A 20,544-nucleotide genomic window follows, 5' to 3' on the forward strand; every position below is an offset into this window, starting at 1 on the left:
GAGACCGCCACTTGTCGCCGAGACCGACGGTTCTGGCCGGCGGTCTCAGTGACAAGTGGCGGTCTCGGCGGAGGGGAGCGGCTCAGTCCACTGTCGTCCGGCGTCCGAGGAAGCACGGCGGCAGGGCAGATGCGAAGAGCCGGACCGGGCACGATGCCCGATCCGGCTCTCTCACTCAGCGGTACGTCAGCGACGCCAACGCCACCGACGAGGCCGCCACTGACGAGTGCGTCAGCGAGGCCTCCGCCAGCGGTGCAGGATCATCCGAAGCGACCGGAGATGTAGTTCTCGGTCTCTTCCTTGTCCGGGTTGGAGAAGATCGTCGAGGTGTCGTTGAACTCGATGAGCTTGCCGGGCTTGCCGGTGCCGGCGATGTTGAAGAACGCCGTCTTGTCCGACACGCGCGCGGCCTGCTGCATGTTGTGGGTGACGATGACGACCGTGTACTTGTCCTTGAGGTCGTTGATGAGGTCCTCGATCGCCAGCGTCGAGATCGGGTCGAGGGCCGAGCAGGGCTCGTCCATGAGGAGGACCTCGGGCTCGACGGCGATCGCCCGGGCGATGCACAGACGCTGCTGCTGTCCGCCGGAGAGTCCCGAACCGGGCAGGTTGAGACGGTCCTTGACCTCGTTCCACAGGTTCGCACCCTTGAGCGCGCGCTCGGTGAGGTCGTCGGCGTCGGTCTTCGACATGCGCTTGTTGTTGAGGCGCACCCCGGCGAGCACGTTCTCCTTGATGCTCATCGTCGGGAACGGGTTGGCCCGCTGGAAGACCATGCCGACCTCGCGGCGGACGTTGACCGGGTCGACGCCGGCGCCGTAGATGTTGTTGCCGTCCATGAGGACCTCACCCTTGACGCTGGCGCCGGGGATGACCTCGTGCATGCGGTTGAGCGTGCGCAGCACGGTCGACTTGCCGCAGCCGGAGGGGCCGATGAACGCGGTCACCGACCGCGGCTTGATGTGCATGGAGACATCGTCGACGGCCTGGAAGTCGCCGTAGTAGATGTCGAGATCCTTGATGTCGATCTGCTTGGACATGTGGTGTCACCTCTCTGGAGACGTGTGAAGCGTGAAGCGTGTGGTGCGGGGATCTGCGCCGAGGTGGTCGGCGCCTGGCATCGCCCGCCGGGGCTGCGTGTCGGTCAGTTCATCGGCCGGCCTTGGGGGCGAGGACCTTGGCGATGAAGCGGGCCAGCAGGTTGAGGAGCATGACGAGGATGACGAGGACGAGGGCCGCGGCCCACGCGCGCTCGGAGCTCGCCAGCGCCGCATCACCCGGGGACACGGGTCGCAGCTGCGAATCGTAGATGTAGGTCGGCAGCGTCGACATCCAGCCGGAGAAGAGGTTCCAGTTGAGCGTCTTCGCGAATCCGGCGGTGACCATGATCGGGGCGGTCTCGCCGATGACGCGGGCGATCGCGATCGTCACACCGGAGAGGATGCCGGAGACCGAGGTCGGGAGGACGACCTTGACGATCGTCTTCCACTTCGGCACGCCGAGGGCGTACGAGGCCTCACGGAGGTCCATCGGCACCAGGCGCAGGATCTCCTCGGTGTTGCGCACGACGATCGGGATCATCAGCACCGACAGCGCCACCGAGGCGGTGAAGCCCGTCTTCGCGCTGCCTGTCGCATCCGGCATGACGAGTCCGAGGATCGTCGAGAATAGCGCGAAGGCGAAGAGACCGGCGACGATCGACGGGATGCCCGTCATCACGTCGACGAGGAAGGTGATGGCCTTGCCGAGGCGGTTCTTGCCCGCGTACTCGACGAGGTAGATCGCGGTGAGCACGCCGATCGGGATGGAGATCACGCAGGCGGCGAAGGTGATGAGCACGGTGCCGACGATCGCGTGGTAGAAGCCGCCGGCCAGGGAGGCCTCACCGGCGACGTACTGCTGGTCGAGCACGCCCTTCATGCCGAGCATCGTGCGGGTGAGCAGATCGAAGTTGATCGCCGCTCCGCCCTTCGACACGGTCAGCCACAGCAGCGATACGAGGGGCACGCACGCGAGGACGAAGGTCGAGGTGACGATCGTCGTGGCGACGCGGTCGACGGCTTTGCGCCGGCCCTCGTAGGCGCCGGAGATGATGAGCACCGCGGCGAGGTTGATGACGCCGGCGATGATCGCGGCGATGGCGACGGAGAAGCCGCCGGTCGCCACGACGGTGATGCCGATGCCGACGATGATCGAGGCCGCCGCGATGATCCAGGGGGTCGCCTTGGGCAGCTGCTTCGACGTCAGCGAACGGGTCTTGGTGGTCGCATTGTCCGAGGTCGTCAACATCATCAACTGCCCTTCACGGAAGTCTTGGCAACGATTGCGCGGGCCGCCATGTTCACCAGCAGGGTGATGACGAAGAGGACGAGGCCGATCGAGATGAGCTCGGACAGGCGCAGTCCTGCGGCCTCAGGGAAGTTCTGCGCGATCTCCGAGGCGATGGTCTGGTTGCCGCTGACGAGCAGCGACGCGGTGAGCAGGCCGGGGGAGAGGATCATCGCAACGGCCATCGTCTCACCGAGGGCGCGGCCGAGTCCGAGCATCGTCGCCGAGGCGATGCCCGACTTGCCGAACGGGAGCACGGCCATGCGGATCATCTCCCAGCGGGTGGCGCCGAGCGCGAGCGCCGCCTCCTCCTGCAGGCGCGGGGTCTGGAGGAAGATCTCGCGGGTCAGCGAGGTGATGATCGGCAGGATCATGATCGAGAGGACGAGGGAGGCGGTGAGCAGCGTGCGACCGGTGCTCGAGATCGCGCCGTCGGCGCCGGGGGCGAAGATCGGGATCCACCCGAACCATGTTGCGAGCCACCCGTAGAAGCCGGTGAGGTTGCCGGCGAGCGTGAGGCCCCAGAGGCCGTAGACGACCGAGGGGATGGCGGCGAGCAGGTCGATGACGTAGCCGAGGGCCGGGGCGAGCCGGCGCGGAGCCATGTGCGTCGTGAAGAGCGCGATGCCGAGCGCGAACGGGGTCGCGACGACGAGGGCGATCGCCGAGGACACGAGCGTGCCGATGACGAGCGGCCACACGTAGGCGAAGAAGCCGTTGCCGCCGGTGATCGCGCTCGGATCGGTGAGCTGGGCCTCGATCGTTTCGCTCGACTGCGCGAGGAGGAAGAGGGCGACGCCGGCCAGGGTGAGAAGGATCAGGATGCCGGCGGCGAGCGTCGCGCCGGAGAAGATGCGGTCGCCGGGCCGGACAACGGCCTTGGGCGCCCTGGCCGGGGCCGCCTGGGCGCTCGGCTGAGGCGCGCCGGCCGGGTCTGCCTCAGTGGTCTGTGTGCTGGTCGGCACAGCTGCTCCTCAAGTCGCAGGTGGGGATCCGCAGCGGATCGTGGGCACCGAAGAGCGGCGTAGCGGGAGCTACGCCGCTCTTCGACTGTACAGAATGGCAGGTCAAAGCGTCAGTTTCAGCCGGAGACCTGGATGGTGTCGAGGACGGAGTTGATCTGGTCGCGGAGGTCGCTCGAGATCGGAGCGGAACCGGCCGACTCAGCAGCCGAGGCCTGTCCCTCTTCCGAGACGACGTACTGCTCCCACGCCTTGACCATGTCGACGGTGTTCTGGTCCGAGTAGGACGAGCACACGATGTGGTAGGAGACGAGGACGATCGGGTAGGCGCCCGACTCGGTGGTGTCGCGAGCCAGGTCGAAGGCGAGGTCGCCCTCACCACGGCCCGAGACCGTCTCCGAGGCGTCGAGGACCTTCGAGGCGGCCTCCGGGGAGAGCTCGACGAATTCCTCGCCGACCTTGACCTTCGCCGAGGTGAGCGAACCGACGGCCGAGGCGTCGGCGTAGCCGATCGCACCGTTGGTGTCGGTCACGGTCTGGACGACGCCGTCGGTGCCCTGGGCGGCTTCGCCGCCGTAGGCGCCGGGCCAGTTGCCGTCGGGATCCTCGTCCCAGACGTCACCGGCGGTCGCCTTGAGGTACTCGGTGAAGTTCTCCGTGGTGCCCGAGTCGTCGGCGCGGTGCACGGCGGTGATGTTGAGGTCGGGCAGGGTCGCATCCGGGTTGTCGGCGGCGATGGCCTCGTCGTTCCAGTTCGTGATGTCGCCCTTGAAGATGCCGGCGATCGTGGCGGGCGAGAGGTTGAGCGAGTCGACGCCCTCGACGTTGAACGCCACGGCGATCGGGGAGATGTAGACGGGGAACTCGAAGGCTCCGTCGGGGCCGCAGACTTCCTGCGTCTGGGTGATCTCTTCGTCGTCGAGGTAGGCGTCGGAACCGGCGAACTGCGCGTTGCCGGCGAGGAACTGCTCGCGGCCGGCTCCCGAGCCGTCGGGCGAGTAGTTGACCGTGACGCCGGAGTTCTGGGAGGTGAAGTCGGCTGTCCACGCATCCATCGCCGCCTTCTGCGAGGAGGCGCCGATGCCGGTGAGAGTGCCCTGCAGGTCGCTTTCGCCGCCGCCGCTGGCGGATTCGCCGGTGGCGGAGGTTCCGCCACACGCCGAGAGGGTGAGAGCGCCGACTGCGAGGAATGCAGCGGAGGGGGCAAGATGCTTCAGCTTCACGAAGTTGCCTTTCTGATTGAGCACACGTTTTCGAGCGATCCCGAACGTTCACCGACAACGCTAAGGATGATGTGTAAAGCGAGGGGAGTGGCTCAGTGAATGGAAGGTGAATGGGAGCTGAAGCATTGGAGCCGTGCTGAGTGCTCGGTCACATGGGGGCGGGGATTCGTGAAAGACTCGACGCCGAGGCTGCTGTGCCCAGGCCTCGGGCGTGCCGTGACCGGTGCTGTTTCGTCCCGTGAGCCCACGGCCGCAGGGCCCACAGCCTCGCCCGGCGTCGCGCTCACGCGTCGATGGGGCGGAATCGCTCGACGTCGACGATGCGCGGGACCGTGCCGGGCCGGACGTAGGCGACGAGGATCTCTCCGGGTTTGAGGTAGGGATCGTCGGTCGGCAGGGTCTGGGCGATGCGCTTGGGGGAGTGCCGGGCGAAGACCTCGAGGATCGTCGGCAGCACGGGTCGGTGCGTGCAGAACGCCGTCGGTCTGCCCTTCTCGAGCAGCTTCTCGATGTAGCGCGCGGTCTTCTCCGGGTTCGCGGCGGTCGCCTTCTCGCTGAGTGTGGCGACCTTCTTGATCGACTTGCCGGTCGCCGCGGAGAACGGGGCGAGGGTCGCCACGCACCGCTTCCACGGACTCGAGACGAGCTTCTTCACCTCCCACGCCGCGAGCAGGCCGGTCAGCGCCATCGCCTGCCGGGTGCCGAGGGCGAGCAGGGGGCGGACGTGCTCGGTCTCGTACCACTTCGCCCGCGGGAACGCCTTGCCGTGGCGGACGAGGATGAGCGGCCACGCCCGCAGCGCGTCCGTCTCGTCGTACTTCTCGAGGGCGTCGAGCTGGTCGCGGTCGGCATACGACGTCAGCTTCGTGCGGGCCTGCGCGATCGGCAGCCATACGGCCTCATCGACCTCCCGGCGGTTGAGCGGCGCGAACGTCGCCTCGCCCTTGACCTGGGCCGACCAGTAGAAGACCTTCTTGAGGTTGCGCCCGCCGACCATGTACTCGGCCGTCGGCAAGGGGACCCCGAGCTGGATCTCGAAGCCCGTCTCCTCCCTGACCTCGCGGATCGCGGCCTCCGGCAGCGTCTCCCCGGGTTCGACCTTGCCCTTGGGCCACGACCAGTCGTTGTAGCGGGGCCGGTGGATGAGGGCGACCTCGATGCCCTCGGCGCCGTTGCGCCAGCACACCGCGCCGGCGGCGAGGATGTCGGCGGTGACCCGCGATGATGCCTGCGCGGAATCGACCGTCGAAGGGCTCACGCGTCCTCTCCGATCAGACGGCGCTTGCGGTGCCGGCGGATGAGCTCCGTCTGGTAGTCGGTGAGCTCCGCACCGTCGGGTGCGTGCGTCGTCCGCGTCCACACGCCGTCCCCGGCGAGTTCGAACGCCGAGGTGGTCGGGGCGAACGCGAGGTCGAAGAGTTCGATGATCTCCGCTTTGTGGTTCGGGGCGACGAGTTCGATGAGCGTCTCGACCCGGCGGTCGAGGTTGCGATGCATCATGTCCGCCGAGCCGATGTAGACGATCGGGTCGCCGCCGTTGCCGAAGACGAACGCACGGGAGTGCTCGAGGAAGCGGCCGAGCACGGAGCGGACGGTGATGTTCTCACTCAGCCCCGGGATGCCCGGGCGCAGGGCGCAGATCCCGCGGACGAAGACCTCGACCTCCACGCCCGCCGCAGACGCGCGGTAGAGGGCGTCGATGATCGCCTCGTCGACGATCGAATTCACCTTGATCCGCACGCTGCCGGCACCGCCTGCCTCGGCGATCCTGATCTCGGACTCGATGAGCTCGATGAGACCGGCGCGCACCCGGGTGGGGGCGACGAGGAGACGGGAGTACTCGGCCCGCGGGGCGTAGCCGGAGAGCTGGTTGAACAGCTTCGTGAGATCGTCGGCGACGGCCTTGTCCTTCGTCAGCAGCCCGAAGTCCTCGTAGAGGCGCGCGGTCTTCGGGTGGTAGTTGCCGGTTCCGACGTGGCAGTAGCGGGCCAGCCCCTCGGCCTCCTGCCGGACGACGAGGGAGAGCTTCGCGTGGGTTTTCAGCCCGACGATGCCGTAGACGACGTGGACCCCGGCGCGTTCGAGTTTGCGGGCCCACGTGATGTTGGCCTCCTCGTCGAACCGGGCCTTGATCTCGACAACCGCGAGGACCTGGATGCCCGACTGGGCGGCGTCGACGAGGGCGTCGATGATCGGCGAGTCGCCGGAGGTGCGGTAGAGCGTCTGCTTGATCGCGAGGACGTTCTTGTCCGCGGCCGCCTGCTCGAGGAACGCCTGGACGCTCGTGGAGAACGAGTCGTACGGGTGGTGGAGGAGGATGTCCCGGCTCGACACGGCGGCGAACACGTCGACCTGGTCGCTCGATTCGCGCAGCGAGAGGTCCTTGTTCATCTGCGGGACCATCTTCGGGAAGTGGAGGTCGTCGCGCGGGACATCGGCGATGTCGGCCATGCCGGAGAGGTCGAGCGGGGTGGGCAGCTGGTAGATCTCGGACTCGTCGATGCCGAGTTCGTCCTTGAGCATCTCCCGCACCCGGGGGTGGATGTCCTCGGTGATCTCGACGCGCACCGCCGGACCGAAGCGACGCCGCAGCAGCTCCTTCTCGAGCGCCTTGAGGAGGTTCTCCGCGTCGTCCTCCTCGACCTCGAGGTCCTCGTTGCGGGTGACGCGGAACGTCGAGTGGTGGATGACCTCCATGCCCTCGAACAGGGCGTCGAGGTGGGCGGCGATGATGTCCTCGAGCGCGACGAAGCGGGCGGGGACGTCGCGTCCGGCGGGTCGGTCGGTCACCTCGGCGACATTGAAGAACCGGGGCAGACGCGGGGGCACCTTGACCCGGGCGAAGAGCTCCTTGCCGGAGTCCGGGTAGCGCAGCAGCACGCCGAGGTTGAGGGAGAGTCCCGAGATGTAGGGGAACGGGTGCGCGGGATCGACGGCGAGCGGGGTGAGGACGGGGTAGACGTGTCCGGCGAAGAACTCGTCGACGCGGGCGCGCTCGGATTCGGTGAGCTCGTCCATCGAGACCTTCGTGATCGCCTCGGCGTCGAGGAGCGGGCCGATCTCGTTCTTCAGCAGCTCCGCGTGCCGGGTCATGAGCTCATGCGCCCGGATGTTGATCGCGTGCATGACCTGGTGGGGCATGCGTCCGGTGACCGTGGGCACGGCGAGGCCGGTGTTGATGCGGCGCTTGAGCCCGGCGACGCGGACCATGAAGAACTCGTCGAGGTTCGTCGCGAAGATCGAGAGGAAGCGCACGCGTTCGAGCAGGGGCACCTCGGGGTCGGAGGCGAGGTCGAGGACGCGTTCGTTGAAGGCGAGCCAGCTCAGCTCCCGGTCGAGGAAGCGGTCCTCGGGGGAGGGCAGGTCGAGTTCCTGCCCGGCGGCGATGACGTCATACATCCAACTGCTCCTGGGTGCTCTGAGCCGGTGTGGCCGGCGCATACGACACATGCGCCACCGCGACGTGGAATCCCAGCCGCTCGTACAAGCCTAGCGCCGGGGCGTTGTCCGATTCGACGTAGAGCTCGATCGCGGTCGCCCCGGCCGTGACCATCCGCCGCATGCCCTCGACCGTGAGCGCCCGGCCCACGCCCTTGGCATGGACGCCGGGGTCGACTCCGACGACGTAGACCTCGCCGAGGCGGTCGCCTGATTCCGTGTCCGTGAGCTTCGTCTCATGGAAGCCGATGACGGTGTCGGTGCCGTCGACGGTGCGGGCGGCGATGACGACGGTAGCGGGATCGAAGCCGTCGGCGCCGACGATCGACGCGATGTCGTCGAGCGTCTGGTGACCCTGCTCGGGGTGCCAGTCGAAGGCGGCGTTGTTGACCCGCAGCCATCCGGCTTCGTCGCCCGGGGCGAACGAGCGGATCGTCACGCCCTCCGGCGGCGCGGCCGTCGGAAGGTCGTCGAGCGTGAGGTCGGGGTCGGTGCGCATCTGATAGAGCACCCGGTCGCGGCTGAGGCCGTGCCGGGCGGCGAGATGCCGGGCGGCCGGGTCGTCGCCGTGCGACCAGCACCAGGCGCTCGGCTCCTCGGCGAGGATCGCGGTGAGCAGGGCCTCGCCGTGGCCGCGACCGCGGTGGTCGGGGTCGATGAGGAACTCCGCGGCGTGCCTCTCGCCCTGCCGGGCCCGGATGCCGAAGCCGATGAGCGGGGCGGCTGGGGCGTCGGTGGCTGCGCTGTCGGTGGCGCCGGTGGACGCTGAGCCAGCGTTGGCGGTCGCTGCGTCGTCGTAGACGCGCCACACGCTCGAGGCGGTCTGCGCGTCATGGGCGGTGTCCTCACCGGTGGCGATCGCGAGCAGCCCGCCGGAGATCTCCGCCGCCCCGTCGTGGGCGGTGACGCGATCGAGGAAGGACAGCTCCGCCTCGGTGACGGTGTCGATCGGGGTGCCGGTGACGGCTCCGCTCGCGACGATTCTCATGCACTCATCTCCGTGTCTCTCGACGGGGTCTCTGCTGCGGGCTCTGCGTCCGGGGTCTCGTCCTCCTCGGCGCCGGCGTCGGGGCTGAAGCGGTAGCCGACGTTGCGGACGGTGTGGATCGCGTTCTCGAGGTCCTTGCCGAGCTTCGCCCGCAGCCGGCGGACGTGGACGTCGACGGTGCGGGTGCCCCCGTAGTAGTCGTCGCCCCAGACGCCGAGGAGGATCTCGTCGCGGGTGAACACGCGCTCGGGGTGCATCGCGAAGAACTTGAGCAGGGAGAACTCGCGGTAGGTGAGGTCGAGCGCGCGACCGCCGAGGTCGGCGGTGAACGAGGTCTCGTCGATGCGCAGCGCGCCGCTGACGACGACCATCGGCTCGCCGTTCTCGTTCCAGCCGCTCGCCGCCCCCGACCCGTTCGCCCCGACCCCGCCGGTGCCGAGCTCGGCCCCGGAGCGGATCGCGCCCGGGACGCCCACGGCGCCGGCGCGGTCGCGGGCCAGCCGCAGCCGGGCCTCCACCTCGGCGGGGCCGGCCGTGGAGAGGAGGATGTCGGTGACGGCCCACCGCGCCGATGCCGTGGCCAGCCCGCCTTCGCTGAGGACGACGATGATCGGCAGGCGCAGGCCCGCGGTCTCGAGCGCCGCGGCGATCCGCGGGGCCAGCGAGAGGTCGAGGCACGCGTCGACGAGGGCTACCTCGGCGTCGGTCGTCGTCGCGGCCAGCATGTCGAGGCCGATGCGCTCGACGTGATGGCCGAGGTATTCGAGGGACTGCGGAACGAGTGGCGTCGCGGGTTCCAGGGCGGGGCAGATGTGCAGGATCCTCATGCTCTGCCTGCCCCCTGTGGTCTTCCGTGTTCGGCTTGAGGGAGAGTATATCGAGCGTGCTCAGCCGGGTGCGAGGCGTCCCGTCATTCGGCGGTCGGCGGCGCTTCGCGCGGTCGGCGACGACGGCGGACAGATGGCCGCCGAGCGGTGCGGGAATCGTCGCACGCCGGGCCGATAGGGCACGATAGATGAGTGATCAGATGGATACGAGTAGCAGTCGCGCTTGCCCTCGCCGTCGCCCTGAGCGGGTCGGTGTACTGGGGCTACACGCTCTTCCTGCTCGCGACGGGGCTCATCGTCCTCGGCGTCTCCTACGGCTGGCCGCGGCTGACGGACTCCCCGCAGCCGCGCGCGACCTCGATCATGCTCGCCCTCTTCGGATTCGCGGGTCTCTTCGCCGCATGGCGCGACGACTCCGCCCCCTACCTCGACTGGCTGCCGGTGCTCGCCGGCCTCGGACTGCTGTGGACCTTCGTCCAGAACCTCACCCGCGGCATGGGCGCCTCGGACGCCGTGGCGAACGTGTCGGCGCAGGTCGCCGGCGTCGTCATCGTCCTCTCGGCGAGCACATGGGTGGCGGCGGCGACGGTGCCCGGTGACAAGCAGGTCATCGTCGTCGGCCTCGCCGCCCTCATCGTCGCCGAATGCATGACCGCGCTGCCGTGGCCGGCGATCTACACCTCGCCGCTCGCGGTGGCGATGGCCACAGCGAGTGCGGGGATCGTGTCCGTGCTCGTCCTCGATTCGACGATCGGGCTGCCGATCGCCCTCGTCCTCGGCGCCGTCATGGGCCTCCTCGTCGCCGGTGTCGACCGGATGCTCGGGCTCATCGCGTACGCGAGGTATCAGGCGACCAACCTCGAGCTCGCGCAGAACCTCGCGGCCAAGCGCAACGTCGAGAAGGCCCGCAGCTTCGCCGTCCAGCTCGCCCTCGGCGCCACCCCCATCGCCCTCGGCGGTGTCGTCGTCTACGCCCTCGAGCGCATCGCCCTCTAGTCACCATCCTTGCTGGGTCACCTGCCGCGGCCGAGCGGTTGGCTGAGGTCAGGGACGGGACTGTAGACTCGACGGCATGGAAGAAAACCTCGTGCTTCTCGAAATCGTCTTCTCCGGACTCGTCGGCGTTGCCGCCCTCGGCGCCCTCGGCGTCGCCTACAAGGTCGTCAAGTCCCTCATCGTCGTGAATCGCTGAGACACATGATCGAGATCGACGCCTCCGTCAACCCGGAACTCGTTCCCCTCTCGTGGCTCATCGGCTCGTGGGAAGGCGTCGGCGTCGTCGGATACGCCGACACCCCTGAGAAGCAGTTCGGCCAGCGCATCGAGTTCGTCGCGCACCCGGGAACCCCGTACCTCCAGTACACCGCGCATGCGTGGCTGCTCACCGAGGAGGGCGAGCTCGACGCGACGCTCACCCTGGAGACCGGCATCTGGCAGCTCGTGCGCCCCCGCGACAACGGCGACGTCGGACCGGGCATGCTCGTGCCCACCGAGGAGCCGAGCTTCACCTCGGCGGCGGCCGTCGAGACCCTGCGGACGAACGACGACGCCTTCGAGATCGAAGCCGAGATCGTCCACCCGCACGGTGTCATGGAGCTCTACGCCGGCTACGTCAAGGGCCCGCGCATCGACCTCTCCACCGACGTCGTCGCCCGGACGAAGACCGCGAAGGAGTACACCGCCTCGACGCGGATGTACGGACTCGTCGGCGGCGAACTCATGTGGGCGTGGGACATGGCCGCCCTCGGCCACGAACTCGCCACCCACTCCTCGGCGAGGCTGAAGAAGCTCAGCTGAGATGACCGGGAACCCGACTCCGGACCCAGACACCGCGACACCCCCGCGCCCTTCCTCGCTGCCGCGCGGACTGAGCTCGTCCGCGGTCCTCGGCACCGGTGATCTGGCGCAGACCCCGATGCACTACGGTGAGCCGCTGCGCGAACAGCGGGCGCTCGCCGAACGCGGCGCGATCGTCGACCTCGCCCACCTCCGCGTCCTCCGCCTCACCGGCGCCGACCGGCTCACCTGGCTCAACTCGATCACGACGCAGAAGCTCGACACCCTGACCCCGGGGATCGCGACCGAGACCCTCGTCCTCGACCCCAACGGGCGCATCGAGGGCTGGCTCAAGCTCATCGACGACGGCGAAGCGCTCTGGGCGCTCAGCGATCTGCGCACCGACGAGACCCTCGACTTCCTCCGCCGCATGGTCTTCATGATGCGGGTGACGATCGAGGACGTCAGCGCCGACTACCAGGCGATCGGCGCGATCCGCACCCTGCCCGAGGCCCTGCCCGTGACGCAGGTCTGGGCCGATCCGTGGCCGCACATCGGCACCGGATCCGCCTCCTACGCCGAGGTCGACCTCGGACTCGATGTCGCCGGCAGCGAGCATCCCGGTCTCGAGACCCCCTTCGTCATCGGCATCGTCGCCCGCGCGGAGCTCGCGACCACCTCGGCGAGCGAGTTCCGGATGGCCGGCTTCGACTCCTGGGAGGCCCTGCGCGTGGCCGCGTGGCGGCCGGGACGCAGCGAGATCGACCACAAGTCGCTCGTCGGCGAGCTCGACCTGCTCCGCACCTCAGTCCACCTCGCGAAGGGCTGCTACCGCGGTCAGGAGGCGGTGGCCCGGGTCCACAACCTCGGACAGCCGCCTCGGCGCCTCGTCTTCGTCCACCTCGACGGTTCGGGCCACATCCATCCCGACCCCGGCGCCGAGGTGATGAGCACTGTGCGCGGCACGCAGCGTCCTGTCGGGGAGCTGACCTCGGTGGCCCAGCACTACGAGCTCGGGCCGATCGGCCTCGCCGTCGTCAAGCGCACCGTCGCCGCCGACGCCCCGCTCACCGTCGACCTCGGCGAGGGCGGGATCGTCACCGGGGCACAGGAGATCATCGTCGCCCCCGAACGCGGACGCGAACGCAGCCTGCCGGGGCGGAACAAGGATGTCGACATGCGGAATCAGCACCGCTGAGCCGGCAGGTCGCGTGAGGGCACGCGCGAGCGCGCCCGGCGGCCGCCTCGGCGCGGGGATCAACCGTGCTCAGAGGACGTGCGGGTGACCCCGGAATGACGTCGGTCGCGGCAGAGGCGTGACGACGGATTCCGCACCTCTCCGGGCCCCTGATTGCGGGTTCTGCTCACCTGCCGGACTCGGAATGACAAGAACCGTCGCCACACTCTATTGTTCCCGTTATGACAGCTTTGGAAATTGGCGGCGAAGCTCTGCCGCAGGAACGCAAGATCGTCACCGAGATCCCGGGACCGAAGTCCCGTGAGATCGAGGCCCGGCGATCGACCGCCGTCGCGACCGGCGTCGGATCGAGCCTTCCGGCCTACGTGGTCGCCGCAGGCGGAGGAATCCTCAAGGACGTCGACGGCAATCAGCTCGTCGACCTGGGATCCGGCATCGCCGTGACCACCGCGGGCAACGCGAACCCCCGCGTCGTCAAGGCCGCGACCGAACAGCTCGAGGCGTTCACGCACACGTGCTTCATGGTCAACCCCTACGAGAGCTACGTCGAGGTCGCCGAGGCGCTCAACCGTCTCACCCCCGGTGACCACGAGAAGCGCACCGTGCTCCTCAACTCCGGCGCCGAGGCGGTCGAGAACGCCGTGAAGATCGCCCGCGCGCACACGAACCGCGACGCGGTCGTCGTCTTCGACCACGCGTACCACGGTCGCACCAACCTCACGATGGCGATGACCGCGAAGGCTCATCCCTACAAGGCCGGGTTCGGCCCGTTCGCCGGTGAAGTCTACCGCGCGCCCATGTCATACCCCTTCCGCGACAACGATGCCGCCGGCACGAAGGTCAGCGGCGAAGAGGCGGCCAAGCGCGTGATGACGATGATCGACAAGCAGATCGGTGCGGAGAACGTCGCCGCGATCGTCATTGAGCCCATCCAGGGCGAGGGCGGCTTCATCGTCCCGGCCGAGGGCTTCCTCCCGACGCTCGTCGAGTACGCGCGTGAGAACGGCATCGTCTTCGTCGCCGACGAGGTTCAGGCCGGCTTCGCCCGCACCGGCAAGATGTTCGCCAGCGAGTGGGAGGAGATCGTCCCCGATCTCATCACCACCGCGAAGGGCATCGCCGGCGGTCTGCCGCTCTCGGCGGTCACCGGTCGCGCGGAGATCATGGATTCGGTCGGTCCCGGCCGCCTCGGCGGCACCTACGGCGGCAACCCCACCGCGTGTGCGGCTGCCCTCGGCGCGATCGAGGCGTACGAGAACGACGGTCTCCTCGAGCGGGCGACGCAGATCGGCGAGCTCATCACCGACCGCCTCGTCAAGCTCCAGGACACGTACCCGGAGATCGGCGACATCCGCGGCCGCGGGGCGATGGTCGCCGCTGAGTTCGTGGGTCGCGACTCGATCGACCCGAACCCCGAACTCGTCAAGGATCTCGCGGCCTATGCGGCGAAGAACGGCGTCCTCGTCCTCACGACGGGCACCTTCGGCAACGTCCTGCGGTTCCTGCCGCCGCTGACGATCTCCGACGAGCTGCTGGGCGATGCGTTCGACGTCCTCGAGGCGGGCCTCGCCGAACTCCTCGGCTGACACCTGTTCGGCGGTGGTGAACGCCGCGTCGTCGCCGTCCGGGACGGCGCTGCTTGCCGCTGCCGGACGCTGATTCGCCGCTCCTGTCACGACCCTGCTCACCCGGACTCCCCGCGGAGGCCTCATCGGCCCGCCGTGGGGAGACCACGCCGGTGTGAGCAGGGTCGTGTGCGCTCTTCCTGCGAATTCGCCGCAAATGTAGGACACTTATAGTCATGGGTGCGACGACAGACGAGCGGCCGGAGGGCCGCTGGGCGCGCGTGTGGGGATTCCTGCGCGGCCCCCGCTTCGTCGATCTGCCGATTCGCGCCCTCGCCCTCATCATGGGCCTCACGGTCGTCGTCCCCGGGTCGTTCGAGACCGACGAACCGCTCTACGTCGGCCTGCTCATCGCCGCGTATGCGCTGCTCATCGTCACGCCGTTCGCGCCGCGGACGGTGGCGCTCATCGCCACAGCGGCCGGCATCGGCTACCTGTGGCTCTACCCCGACCTCGAGAACATGTTCCCCGAGGCGCTCATCCTCTCCGCAGGCGTCCTGCTCAGCTATTTCCGCTGGTGGTCGTTCGCGGCGGCGTCGCTCGGCCTGCTCGCCTACATCGGGGTCGCGACGCAGGTCGGCGCCTACGACGAGGGGCTGCCGGGACTCATCGACCTCGGCTACGGGTGGCTGATGACCTCGGTGCTCGGCCTCGCGGCCGGGTTCATCGAACTGCGCTTCCGACGCGAGATCACCCGACGCGAGACGGCGGCCCGCGAGCATGCGCGCACCGTGGAGGCGCTGCGCACGCGCTTCACCTCCGACACCCACGACACGATCTCCCATTCCCTGTCCACAGAGGCCGCGATCATCAAGTCCCTCGGCCGGGCCCCGCAGGCCCCGGGCACGGATCGGATGATCGCCGAGCTCGCGATGGTCAACGCGGAGGCCTCGAAGCGCCTGCGCCAGCTCATCGGTCGCCTGCAGGCGGATGCTCCCGACACCTCGCGGATCGAACTGCAGGCCGAGGCCTACCTCCTCACCTCGGCGATCAGGGACGGCAGCGCGGCCGGCGGCGTGCGGCTGGCGACGACGGTCGGTGACCTCCCCGCTCATGCCTCCTGCGAGGTCGGCGAGCATTTCACGGCCTTCATCCTCGAACTCGCGACGAACGTCATCCGCTACTCGACGCCCGGCACGGAGTCCCGCCTCGATGTCGCCGCGCTGCGCAGTGCGACCGACCGCGTCGACCTCCACTACCGCAGCATCAACAGCGCCGAGGCGGATCTCACCGTCGTGCCGCGCTCGCTGCAGGTGCGCGCGCAGGCCCTCGGCGGGGACTGCACGGTGGCGACGGCCCCCGATGGTCGGGTCGTCGTCGAGGTGGTCCATCCGGTGCGGCTGAGCGGTGACGGCGCCGAGGCGGCTGCCGGGGACCGCGGTGCCGGTAAGCGCGGTGCCGCCGAATGCGTGAGTGAGAATTTCGCTGAGGTGGCGCGTGTCGACGGTGCCGGGGAGCGTGGTGGTTCCGGGCCGCGCGATGGTGCCGGTCCGCGCGGCGGTTCCGGGGACGGCGGTTCTGCCGGCCCTGATGGGCTGACGGACGTGCGCACCTCTGCCGACGACCGTGCGCTTTCCAGCCGCGGCGAGTCCGGTGTCCGTTCGCCGGAGCACTCGGCGACCGGGGCGCTCTCGATGTCGGGTGCCGCTGGCAGCGACGAGCTGCGCCTGCGCTCGGAGCCCGCGCACGGGGAACGGCAGCACAGCGGAAGCCGTCGCGGATGACGTCGCGCGTGAGCGGGACCGGCCCGACGCGCATGAGCCGAACCGGCCCGGAGGCGGGGGAGCCGGCACCGCGCGTTCCCGCACACCCCGGCCCCGCCTCGGTGCTCATCGTCGATGATGACCGGTGGACGACGCGGGCGATCGCCGCGGCGCTCAGCGACGATGGGACGCTCGAGGTGCTCGACCCCCGCCATTCGGGGGAGGATGCGGTCGAGGCGTTCATCCGGTTCCGTCCCGACCTCGTGCTCATGGACGTCAACATGCCGCCGGGGATGAGCGGGGTCGATGCGACCGCGCAGATCATCGAGGTCGAGCCGAGCGCGCGGATCGTCCTCCTCACGACGGTCTCCCCGGGGCCGGGGATCGCGCGCGCCCTCGAGGCCGGTGCCCTGGCCGCGGTGAACAAGACGGCCTCGGACGCGGAGCTCGTCGGCGTCGTCAAGGCCGCGCTCGGCGGGGATTCGCCGGCGCTGCTGCGCTCACTCGCCGCCGACATCGTGCTCAGCGGCGATCCGCTGCACGAAGCCCCCGAGGCGGCGCCCGTCCTCACCGACAAGGAGCTCATCCTCCTGCGGCAGCTGTGTGCGGGGATGGACTACGGCGAGATCGCCGAGGCGCAGTTCGTCTCGTTGCACACCGTGAAGTCGCATGCGCGGAATCTGCGGATCAAGCTCGGTGCGAAGAACCTCGCGCAGGTCGTCGTCCGCGCGATCCAGTTCAAGTTCTACTCGCCGGAGTGAGACGTTCTGCTCGCCGGAGTGAGGCGAGGCGGGGGCACCGAGGCTCACCTGAAGCTCACCCGGCGATTTCATCCTTTTAGGCGATGACAGGCTCGCCCGAGCCGGGCACAGTGGGTGAGGCCGCGCAGTCGTGCGGTCGTCGCAACCGCCGATCGTGCGGTGGAAGGAGCAATCTGTGGAATTGTCGTTGCAGGCGGACCTGCTGGGAATCCTGATGATCGTCTTCGCGGCAGTGTCCGCGGTTCTCATCATCGCGCTCATGATCGTGGGACTGCGTGTGCTCATCAGAGTCGATCGCCGCCTCGGTCGGCAGCTGCCGCATGACGCAGGGACGGTGAGCAGCACCGTGCCGGCGCCGGATGACCGTCCGCTCCTCGGTGGCGGTCATCGCGCGTAGACGGCTCGTCCGCGGCATCGCCATCGCGGTCGGCAGCGGTCTCGCCGCGCTCATCGTCGGAGCCTTCGTCTGCGGGCGGGTGATCTCCTCGTTCACGGTCCAGGACGTCGTCTTTGACAACGTGCCCTCGAAGGTCCACTGCGACGAGATGCCGAGCCGCCAGGCCGCCGAACGGGCGGCAGCGGAGTTCCCCGCCATCGACGATGCCGACGTCCACGTGGTCGATCGATGCGGCGGCGCGATCATCGAGGTCCAGTACGGCGGCTCGTCGACGCGCGAGCGGATTGAGGATGTCCTCGATGAGACCGGGCGCTGGGACCGCGAGTCAGGCTGGTGGTGGGAGTCCGTGCCCGTGCAGCTGCGCAACGTCTGAGGCGCGGTGCCGGGGTGGCGTGCCGGCGCGTCCGGAGCGGATGCCATGATGGTCTCGGAGACCCGGCACCGTCCTCAGTGCCGGATCCGGACGACGACGTGACCGTGAAGGACCCCATGGACAGCACACCACGCGACACCGCCGCCCTGACCGAGCGCCGCAGCCGTGCCATCGCAGCGATCGCAGAGAACTCGTCGACCGAGCCGCCTGCTCGCGGCGACGTCCCGGCGCTCACCGACGACAGTCCCGTGCTCGGCCTCATCGACCTCGACGAGGTGGCCGCCGCGTTCGCGCAGCTGACCGCGGCGTTCGATCCCGCCGCGACGGCAACCACCGACACCACCGCGACATCGGACACCACTGTCCTCCACGCCGTCGCCTGCAAGGCCGTGCCCCTGCTGCCGCTGCTCCGGTTCTTCGCCGAGGCGGGAGCCGGCTGCGAGGTCGCGAGCCCCGGCGAACTCGAGCTCGCCCTCTCCGCCGGGTTCCGGCCCGAGACGATCGTCTTCGACTCGCCCGCGAAGACGATGAGCGAGCTGCGCCGCGCGCTCGCCCTCGGCATCTCGCTCAACGCCGACAGCTGGGAGGAGCTCGCCCGACTCGACGAGCTCGTCGACGATCGCACCACCTCGGTGATCGGGGTGAGGATCAACCCGCAGTCCGGGGTCGGTGCGATCGGCGCGATGAGCACGGCGACGCAGACGTCGAAGTTCGGCATCGGGATCGCCGACCCGGGCGCCCGCGACGCTTTCATCGAGGCCTACCTCGCCCGCCCGTGGCTGACCCAGGTCCACGTCCATTCGGGGTCGCAAGGAATCACCCTCGACCAGGCGGCAGCGGGGATCGCCGCGGCCGTCGACCTCGCCCGCGAGGTCAATGCGAGGGCGGGTGCTCGCCAGGTCACCCGCATCGACATCGGCGGCGGCCTGCCGGTCAACTTCACGAGCGACGAGGTGACCCCGACCTTCGCGGCCTACCGTGAAGTCCTCGACGCCGTCGTCCCCGCCCTCGTGGAGTTCGACATCGTCACTGAGTTCGGCCGCTCCCTGCTCGCGAAGGCCGGCACGATCCTCACCCGCGTCGAAACCGCGAAGACGACCGGTGGGCGGCGCATCGCGATGACCCACGCGGGCGTGCAGGTCGCCACCCGCACCGCCTACGCTCCCGCGGACTGGCCGCTGCGGATCCTTCCGTTCGCCGTCGATGGTGCCCCCAAACGCGGCGAGGCGGTTCCCACCGACGTCGCTGGACCGGCGTGCTTCGCTGGTGACCTCCTCGCCGAGAACCGCGAGCTGCCCCGCCTCGACGTCGGCGATCTCGTCGCCGTGCCCGACACCGGCGCGTACTACTTCGCGAATCCGTTCTCCTACAACCTCCTGCCACGCGTGCCCGTGTACGGCTATGCCGCGCGCGGAGTCCCCGGTTCCGCGGAAGGGGAGGATCGCCTCGGCGCTGGGGTGGAGTTCTCGCTCATCCGGCGCGGGCAGACGATCGCGGAGATCCTCGCCGAGGCAGGGGAGTCGGAGATCTCGCCGCTCTGATCCGGTCGGTGGCGAACTCTGCACCCGCGCAGCGTGGAACAGCAGTCGGCAGAAGCGGCCGTCACTGGGCTCCGCATCGCCCCGTCACCGGATACTCTGAGGTGATGGTGACGACGGAGAGCGGACAGCCGCTGGGGCATCTGCCCATCTCAGCGGCAGACGGTCCGCGCCACACCGTGCGCGAGTGGAATGAGCGGCTCGTGCTCGACCGGCTCTGGGCCGGTGATCCGCTCGTGGGGATGTCGACGAACGATCTCATCTCTCAGACCGGACTCACGCGAGCCACAGTCCTCGCGCAATGCGACGATCTGCAGCGCCGCGGACTCATCGTCCAGGGGCCGCCCGACCGGCAGAGCGGCAGCGGTCGCCCCGGCAAGCGCTTCTTCCCCCGAGCGCGCGATGCCCTCTGTGTCGGTGTCGACGCGGGGCTGAATTCCGTATCCGTGGCAGTCGCCGATGTCACCGGTCGTCGTCTGGGCGGAGCCCGCATCCGCTTTGCCGATGATGCGAGCCGGAGTCGCGCTGCGCAGGTGCGCACCGCCATCGATCGGGCGATCGCAGGGGCGGAGGCAGACCATGAGCAGGTGCGGACCATCTGCTTCGGATTCGCCGCGCCCATCGCCGCCGAGGGCTCGATGGCGATGGAGGACCCGTTCTGGCGGGAAGTGGAAGTGGACCTGCAGGAGGTGCTGCACGACCTCGACTGGGCAGTCTCGGTCCACAACGATGCCAACCTCGCGGCCATCGCCGAACGCCATGCGGGCGCCGTCGACCCCGCGGGGGACTTCGTCATGCTCTTGGCCGGAGAGCGGTTCGGAGCAGGAATCGTCGACGGCGGACACCTTCTCACCGGTGCACGCGGCGGAGCCGGAGAGATGGTCTATCTCGAGCACGTCGAAGGTGTGCGTTCGACCGAGGGGCTGGGCCGACTCGCCCGGAAGTGGGCAGAGCGGGAGAACGCCAGGGGAGTGGATGAGGCACCGCTGCCCTTGGACCCCCACGAACTCATCGCGCAGGCCGCAGCGGGGAGACCGGCGGCGCTGCGGTTGGTCGATGACCTGTCGGATCGTTTGGCGCGGGTCGTGGCGACCCTGTCGAGCCTGCTCAACCCGCAGGTCGTGGTCGTCAGCGGGGCCACGGCGCTTGAGGACGAGATCCTTCTGCGCCGCGCCGAGGAGATGGTGGCCGACTACGCGCCGATGCCGGTGAGGATCGTTCCCTCGAAGCTGGGCGGCGATGCCGTGGTCGACGGAGCCATCGCCGTCGCACTCGAAGCTGTCCGCGACCTGCTGCGGGCTCGCCTCTCGGACTGACGAATGCACAGCCCCGGGCGCAGGTCGCTTGATTTAATTAATTTAGGAGGTATATTTAAGCGCTATAGAAACAGCTTGAAGCATTTGCGCT

General features: G+C 69.0%; 18 protein-coding genes. 10 read left to right on the forward strand and 8 right to left on the reverse strand.

The window, feature by feature from the left end; translation table 11 throughout:
* Positions 1 to 260 precede the first annotated feature (260 nt).
* The 8 genes from pstB to ABD154_RS00270 form a co-directional block, all read right to left on the reverse strand.
* Entirely contained in the window at positions 261 to 1,040 is a 780-nt protein-coding gene (pstB, locus tag ABD154_RS00235) for a phosphate ABC transporter ATP-binding protein PstB (RefSeq protein ID WP_198499655.1), read from the reverse strand.
* A gap of 109 nt (positions 1,041 to 1,149) precedes the next feature.
* Entirely contained in the window at positions 1,150 to 2,289 is a 1,140-nt protein-coding gene (gene pstA, locus ABD154_RS00240; protein ID WP_376871462.1) for a phosphate ABC transporter permease PstA, read from the reverse strand.
* 2 nt (positions 2,290 to 2,291) lie between these two features.
* Positions 2,292 to 3,182 (reverse strand): phosphate ABC transporter permease subunit PstC, encoded by an 891-nt coding sequence (pstC, locus tag ABD154_RS00245; protein ID WP_198500788.1) that lies wholly within the window; start codon positions 3,180 to 3,182, stop codon positions 2,292 to 2,294.
* A gap of 227 nt (positions 3,183 to 3,409) precedes the next feature.
* On the reverse strand, positions 3,410 to 4,513 hold the full coding sequence (pstS, locus tag ABD154_RS00250; RefSeq protein WP_344249258.1) for a phosphate ABC transporter substrate-binding protein PstS: 1,104 nt from the start codon (positions 4,511 to 4,513) through the stop codon (positions 3,410 to 3,412).
* A gap of 283 nt (positions 4,514 to 4,796) precedes the next feature.
* Entirely contained in the window at positions 4,797 to 5,771 is a 975-nt protein-coding gene (locus ABD154_RS00255; protein ID WP_344249260.1) for an NUDIX hydrolase, read from the reverse strand.
* Positions 5,768 to 7,912: an RNA degradosome polyphosphate kinase gene (locus ABD154_RS00260; protein ID WP_344249262.1), complete on the reverse strand. Its 2,145-nt coding sequence runs from the start codon at positions 7,910 to 7,912 to the stop codon at positions 5,768 to 5,770. The genes ABD154_RS00255 and ABD154_RS00260 overlap by 4 nt, the downstream gene beginning before the upstream one ends.
* Positions 7,905 to 8,939 (reverse strand): mycothiol synthase, encoded by a 1,035-nt coding sequence (gene mshD / locus ABD154_RS00265; protein ID WP_344249264.1) that lies wholly within the window; start codon positions 8,937 to 8,939, stop codon positions 7,905 to 7,907. The genes ABD154_RS00260 and mshD overlap by 8 nt, the downstream gene beginning before the upstream one ends.
* Positions 8,936 to 9,766, reverse strand: coding sequence for a winged helix-turn-helix domain-containing protein (locus ABD154_RS00270; protein ID WP_344249266.1), 831 nt, complete (start codon positions 9,764 to 9,766; stop codon positions 8,936 to 8,938). Before ABD154_RS00270 ends, mshD begins: the two co-directional genes overlap by 4 nt.
* 192 nt (positions 9,767 to 9,958) lie before the next feature.
* Between ABD154_RS00270 and ABD154_RS00275 the strand changes: the two genes are divergently transcribed.
* From ABD154_RS00275 to ABD154_RS00320, 10 genes are all read left to right on the forward strand, one after another.
* Entirely contained in the window at positions 9,959 to 10,762 is an 804-nt protein-coding gene (locus ABD154_RS00275) for an ammonia permease (protein WP_344249268.1), read from the forward strand.
* A 201-nt stretch (positions 10,763 to 10,963) separates the two neighbouring features.
* A complete protein-coding gene (locus tag ABD154_RS00280; RefSeq protein ID WP_198499649.1) occupies positions 10,964 to 11,563 on the forward strand; it encodes a heme-binding beta-barrel domain-containing protein in 600 nt (199 codons plus the stop codon).
* 1 nt (position 11,564) lies between these two features.
* Positions 11,565 to 12,740 (forward strand): CAF17-like 4Fe-4S cluster assembly/insertion protein YgfZ, encoded by a 1,176-nt coding sequence (gene ygfZ, locus ABD154_RS00285; protein ID WP_344249271.1) that lies wholly within the window; start codon positions 11,565 to 11,567, stop codon positions 12,738 to 12,740.
* A 221-nt stretch (positions 12,741 to 12,961) separates the two neighbouring features.
* Positions 12,962 to 14,326 carry a 4-aminobutyrate--2-oxoglutarate transaminase gene (gabT, locus tag ABD154_RS00290; RefSeq protein ID WP_344249273.1) on the forward strand — a complete coding sequence of 455 codons (1,365 nt, stop codon included), beginning with the start codon at positions 12,962 to 12,964 and terminating at the stop codon, positions 14,324 to 14,326.
* A 215-nt stretch (positions 14,327 to 14,541) separates the two neighbouring features.
* Positions 14,542 to 16,089, forward strand: coding sequence for a sensor histidine kinase (locus ABD154_RS00295; protein WP_344249275.1), 1,548 nt, complete (start codon positions 14,542 to 14,544; stop codon positions 16,087 to 16,089).
* A 32-nt stretch (positions 16,090 to 16,121) separates the two neighbouring features.
* Positions 16,122 to 16,829: a response regulator transcription factor gene (locus ABD154_RS00300; protein ID WP_344249277.1), complete on the forward strand. Its 708-nt coding sequence runs from the start codon at positions 16,122 to 16,124 to the stop codon at positions 16,827 to 16,829.
* A 175-nt stretch (positions 16,830 to 17,004) separates the two neighbouring features.
* Positions 17,005 to 17,226 carry a hypothetical protein gene (locus ABD154_RS00305; RefSeq protein ID WP_344249279.1) on the forward strand — a complete coding sequence of 74 codons (222 nt, stop codon included), beginning with the start codon at positions 17,005 to 17,007 and terminating at the stop codon, positions 17,224 to 17,226.
* On the forward strand, positions 17,207 to 17,599 hold the full coding sequence (locus ABD154_RS00310; RefSeq protein ID WP_344249281.1) for a hypothetical protein: 393 nt from the start codon (positions 17,207 to 17,209) through the stop codon (positions 17,597 to 17,599). The genes ABD154_RS00305 and ABD154_RS00310 overlap by 20 nt, the downstream gene beginning before the upstream one ends.
* Positions 17,600 to 17,715: 116 nt before the next feature.
* The gene (locus ABD154_RS00315) at positions 17,716 to 19,140 is read left to right on the forward strand and encodes a type III PLP-dependent enzyme domain-containing protein (protein WP_344249283.1); all 1,425 of its coding nucleotides are present in this window, start codon (positions 17,716 to 17,718) and stop codon (positions 19,138 to 19,140) included.
* A 104-nt stretch (positions 19,141 to 19,244) separates the two neighbouring features.
* Positions 19,245 to 20,453 (forward strand): ROK family protein, encoded by a 1,209-nt coding sequence (locus ABD154_RS00320; protein WP_344249285.1) that lies wholly within the window; start codon positions 19,245 to 19,247, stop codon positions 20,451 to 20,453.
* Positions 20,454 to 20,544 lie beyond the last annotated feature (91 nt).

This window comes from Brevibacterium sanguinis, assembly GCF_039528855.1.
Lineage (GTDB): Bacteria > Actinomycetota > Actinomycetes > Actinomycetales > Brevibacteriaceae > Brevibacterium > Brevibacterium sanguinis.